This window comes from Moorena sp. SIO2C4 (assembly GCF_010672485.1).
Classification (GTDB): Bacteria; Cyanobacteriota; Cyanobacteriia; order Cyanobacteriales; family Coleofasciculaceae; genus Moorena; species Moorena producens.
On record NZ_JAAHGN010000551.1, the window covers coordinates 1 to 4,912 of the forward strand.

The 4,912-nt window shown below is 45.6% G+C and carries 2 protein-coding genes and 2 pseudogenes; 1 reads left to right on the forward strand and 3 read right to left on the reverse strand.

Translation table 11 applies throughout. From position 1 onward, the window contains the following. Positions 1-122 precede the first annotated feature (122 nt). The 3 genes and pseudogenes from F6K20_RS24160 to tig all read right to left on the reverse strand — a co-directional run. A pseudogene (locus F6K20_RS24160) lies at positions 123-833 on the reverse strand (ClpX C4-type zinc finger protein); the annotation flags it as partial. A gap of 13 nt (positions 834-846) precedes the next feature. After that, positions 847-1,539, reverse strand: a complete 693-nt coding sequence (gene clpP / locus F6K20_RS24165; RefSeq protein WP_008185759.1) for an ATP-dependent Clp endopeptidase proteolytic subunit ClpP — start codon at positions 1,537-1,539, stop codon at positions 847-849. A 314-nt stretch (positions 1,540-1,853) separates the two neighbouring features. Beyond that, positions 1,854-3,290 carry a trigger factor gene (gene tig, locus F6K20_RS24170; RefSeq protein WP_008185761.1) on the reverse strand — a complete coding sequence of 479 codons (1,437 nt, stop codon included), beginning with the start codon at positions 3,288-3,290 and terminating at the stop codon, positions 1,854-1,856. 916 nt (positions 3,291-4,206) lie between these two features. Here tig and F6K20_RS24175 point away from each other — a divergent pair. Then, positions 4,207-4,854 (forward strand): annotated as a pseudogene (locus F6K20_RS24175) (aspartate-semialdehyde dehydrogenase); the annotation flags it as partial. Between the last annotated feature and the right edge of the window lie 58 nt (positions 4,855-4,912).

Below are 4,912 nucleotides of genomic sequence, written 5' to 3' on the forward strand. Positions count from 1 at the left end.
TGTCCTGAGGTCAGAGGCCCCACTGGCGCTGGCGTTTGGTCTCATATGGCCGTTCGGTGAGCCCCAATTTCGGCGAGGCAAGAATACCTATCCGGTAGGTGGGTGTGCAATTTTGCCAAGTACAGTAATGCTTGCTGGACTCCTTCCCCAGAAACATCCCTGGTAATGGAGGGATTTTCACTCTTGCGGGCTACCTTATCGATTTCATCGATATAGATAATCCCTCGCTGGGCTTCCTCCACATCCAGATCTGCCACTTGCAATAGTCGCAGTAAGATGTTTTCTACATCTTCGCCAACATAACCAGCTTCTGTCAGGGTTGTGGCATCTGCCACAGCAAAAGGCACATCTAATATTTTGGCTAAGGTTTGGGCGAGTAATGTTTTACCACAACCAGTAGGACCAATTAGAAGAATGTTGGACTTTTGTAGCTCTATGCCATCATCGATTATTCCCTGACCCTGACCCTGAGCTTTAGATTGGAGCAAGCTTAGGCGCTTGTAGTGGTTGTACACAGCAACTGACAGAACTTTTTTGGCTTCCTCCTGACCAATCACATGGTCATCTAGATACCGTTTAATTTCCCTGGGTTTGGGAATCTGATTCATGGAAATGCGGTTGGCACGGGGACGACGTTTCTTGGCAGGTTCTGGTCGAGGAGCAGGCTGGGGAGCAGGCGCACCGGAATCAAGTAACTCCTCATCTAAAATTTCATTACATAAATCAACACACTCATCACAAATATAGACTCCGGGGCCAGCAATTAATTTGCGTACTTGCTCTTGAGACTTACCGCAGAAGGAACATTTTAGATGGGAGTCGTATTTAGACATAAGAAGCCTCTTTCTAGATAGAAGCGACAGCTGCTTCCTGGTTAGGAAGATTCTGCCGGGAGATCACCTGGTCAATTAAACCATAGTCTTTAGCTTCCGCCGCTGACATGAAAAAGTCGCGTTCGGTATCTTCGGCAATTTGCTCCACCGGTTGACCGGTGTGATTAGCCAGTAATTGGTTAAGGGTTTGCTTGTGGTATAGAATTTCCCTAGCTTGGATTTCTATATCCACCGCTTGTCCCTGAGCACCGCCTAGGGGCTGGTGAATCATAATCCGAGAATTGGGCAATGCCATCCGTTTACCAGCAGCTCCCCCTGCTAGGAGAAATGCGCCCATACTAGCAGCTAAGCCATAGCAGATGGTAACCACATCAGGGCGCACTTGCTGCATCGTATCATATATTGCCATCCCTGCAGTTACCGAGCCACCTGGGGAGTTGATATACAATTGGATATCCTTTTCCTCGTCTTCAGCTTCTAGGTATAACAGCTGGGCAACAATTGAGTCAGCTACCACATCATCGACCTGGGTTCCCAAAAAGACAATGCGTTCTCGCAGCAGCCGCGAATAAATGTCAAATGCTCGTTCTCCCATTCCAGACTGCTCTACCACCATTGGTACAACAGTACTACTGGAGGTGATTTGGTATTGGTCTAGAGAACTTAAGCTGGTGATTGAGGAATGAGGGGACACAGATTGCAGCATAGGATACAACTCGTCAAGACCTCTCGATTTATTAATAAAGGTGCTATCTAACAAGGGCACGAATAGGCATAAAGTCAAAGTCTCTATAGAAACTATTATGCCTTAACTGTTTGCTTGTTGGTGCAAGAGTTTACGGTTAGAGAGTTGAGGCTTATCTACAAGCCTAAGCTGTTGAGCTAAGGTGTGTTTATTCTAAGCAATCTAAGCTGAGCCTTGGGTTTCAGCCTCAGAATTATGAAAGTTAAATCCGCAACAGCTTAGCCACTCACTACCACTTCCCCTGGGCAAATCACCAACAAGGCCAACTCTAGGATTTACTCAGAAACTGGTTCAGCTGGTACTTCAATGGTCTGGGAAGCCGCATCGGTTGTTTCTAGTTCGGTTACTGTAACGGCCGTGTCTTCTGCTTCAGTTTCTTCTTCTTCGGTGATGGTTCCTTTGGGAACCAGCTCTATAGTACCGTGATCTTCTAACCATTTAATGGCTTTGAGTTTGAGCAAATCGGACTCGACGAATTCCCTCAGCCGATCCGGATCTACCTCTTGACCAGCCAACTCCTTCATCAATTCTTTACTTTTCGCTTCTATTTCCGACTCTTCAACGGTTAGGGATTCACGTGTAGCTATTTCCTTAAGGGCTAGGGATTGTCGGAGGCTTTGGATGGCATCAGGACGTGATCTTTCTCGCAGCTGTGGTAGATTCTCTTCGGTAAACAGCCTTTTGACATCCATTCCCAACTGTTGCATCTGGATCGCTGTTTGGGTCAAAATTGTTTGGAGTTCCTGGTCAATTAGCGTTTCAGGCAATTCAACTTCAACCTTTTCCAGGAGAGCGTTGATTAAAGCCTCCTCCTTGCTGGCTTGCGTTTCTTGATCAGCTTTTTCCTGAAACTCCTGCTGTAAATATTCCCGTAACTCTGCCAAGGTTTCTTGATCACTAACTTCTTGAGCGAAGTCGTCATCTAACTCTGGCAGCTCTTTTTCCTTGATTTCTTTTAGGGTGATGCTAAAGACCGACGACTTGCCAGCTAAATCTTCTAGGGGGTAATCTTCAGGAAACGTTACTGGTACTTCTTTATTCTGATCAGGATTCATACCAACGATGCCTTGAAGAATGTCCTCTAGGAACTTGCCTTCCCCAAGTTCAATTTCAAAATCCTTAGCCTCACCGTTAGGTATTACTGAGCCTTCATCCTCTTCGCTATCACCAGTAAATCGACCGACATAATCCACCACGACCACATCTCCCATCTGAGCTGGGCGTGATTCCACTGGTACTAGGGTAGCCTGCTCAACACGCCGTTCTTCGAGAAAATTCTCGACGGCATCCGGTTCAACCTTAGTTTCCTCAGCTGTCACACTTAAGCCATTGTATTCCCCTAAATTAACCAATGGTGGCACATCGACCGATGCGGTGAAGGTTAGGGGTTCCCCTGGTTTGAACTGGCTGAGCAAATCTTCTAAGGTAGAGGTTAAATTATAGTTCCCTAGTGCCTCAATTTGGGCTTGCTCAATCGCCTGCTTTAGACTACTGTCTAGCAACTCTTCGATGGCAGCAGCTTTTACCTGTTGGGCACCAAGACGTTGTAGCAAAACCTGACGGGGTACCTTACCTTGGCGAAACCCAGGAATTTTGACGGTGCGGGAAAGGTTCTGTAAAACCTTTTCATAGGCTTGTTTGGTCGTTTCAGCCGGAATTTCAATTTTCAGACCAACCTGGCTAGCGGGAAGTTTTTCCTGAGTTACTTTCATTGACGCTTGGGTGTGAAGAGTTAATTGTTTAATGAGTCGGGACAGTGGATAATCAACCAGGCTGAATCAAAGATTCGACCTGGGGACTCCTATATTACTTTAGGTGTTGCCTGCTTCGACCAACAAAATTCACCAAAAAGATTTACATTGTTTCAGCCAAGGTATTTATCCACATGCACTAGTTGCCCTAGCCGACGCGCCATCAGGGGGTTTGGCAACAAAGTCGCTAGCCACGAATTTCTCAAGGGGTTTGAGTCAAAACGCCGATCTCCAAAGGAGTAGAGGTGAACATTAACCGTTATCGAGTATCGATACAGATGGACAACCTCTACTTCGGATTGAACTAGACGGGAGAATCCAAAGCAATTATGGTATGCTGATCCTAACAACCAGTAAAGCGTGAAGCACATCTACCAGTTCCTTTACGGCAGTAGACAGAACTATCTATAGGTGGTTACTACAGCCTTTAAGCCAGCTCTTAGTCGATCAGAGCTTTTTAAGTGTACCTAACACGCCAGTCGATGACTCTGGCCCGGGCTAAATAGGGCAGTGTGAGCGATTACACTCGCGCTAATTGATAAGTTTATTATTTATGTGGTAATTCCAGGCATTTTATTAAGACGCCAAGGGAAGATAGGGAACAGGGTAAGGCCAAGAATCAATAAGGAGGCATTATTATCAACAATATTGAGACAAAAGTGCAATAGTACTGAGAATCAAGGCTTATTATGGTCATAACCCTTGGGCCATATCACATTTTGGATCAATTTTTATTTCGCTTACCCTGCTATAGCGAACCGTTATCAGAGGTTAAATACCTAGTAAGGGAAAAAAAATTTAGATACTCTTAAAGAATGCACTGATGAAATTATCAAAATATTTACTATGTTGAATTGAATGAGTGGAGGAAAGTCATTTGTCTAGTCAAGTTCGCGTTGCCATCTTAGGCGCAACGGGTGCCGTAGGTGAAGAACTACGGTTACTCTTGCAAAGCCGAAACTTCCCACTGGCTGACCTTAAGCTGTTAGCCTCACCCCGCTCTGCTGGTCGTGTCATCCCCTTTCAGGGAGAAAAGTTACCAGTGGAAGCGGTGGGAGAGCACTCTTTTGATAAGGTAGATTTGGTCTTAGCATCAGCTGGGGGGGCAACGTCGAAAGCTTGGGCGGCTATTGCTGTAAAAAGTGGTGCAGTGGTCATTGATAACTCCAGTGCCTTTCGGATGGATCCACAAGTGCCTCTAGTGATTCCGGAAATCAATCCAGAGGCAGCAGCAAATCATCAAGGAATTATTGCGAATCCCAATTGCACTACGATTTTAATGGGTATGGCAGTATGGCCATTACATCAGGTACAGCCAGTAAAACGCATAGTGGTAGCTACTTATCAATCCGCTAGTGGTGCTGGAATGAAAGCAATGGAAGAATTAAAATTACAGACTCAGGCAATTTTGGAAGGAGGAACGCCACCAACAGAAAGCTTTCCTTATCCCCTGGCATTTAACTTGTTCCCCCACAACTCCCCTTTAAATGAGCAGGGGTACTGTCAGGAAGAAATGAAGATGGTCTAGCTATTGCAGCTGACTAAAAATTTTCCTAGCCTCCTCCATTAGTTACCGAAATAAA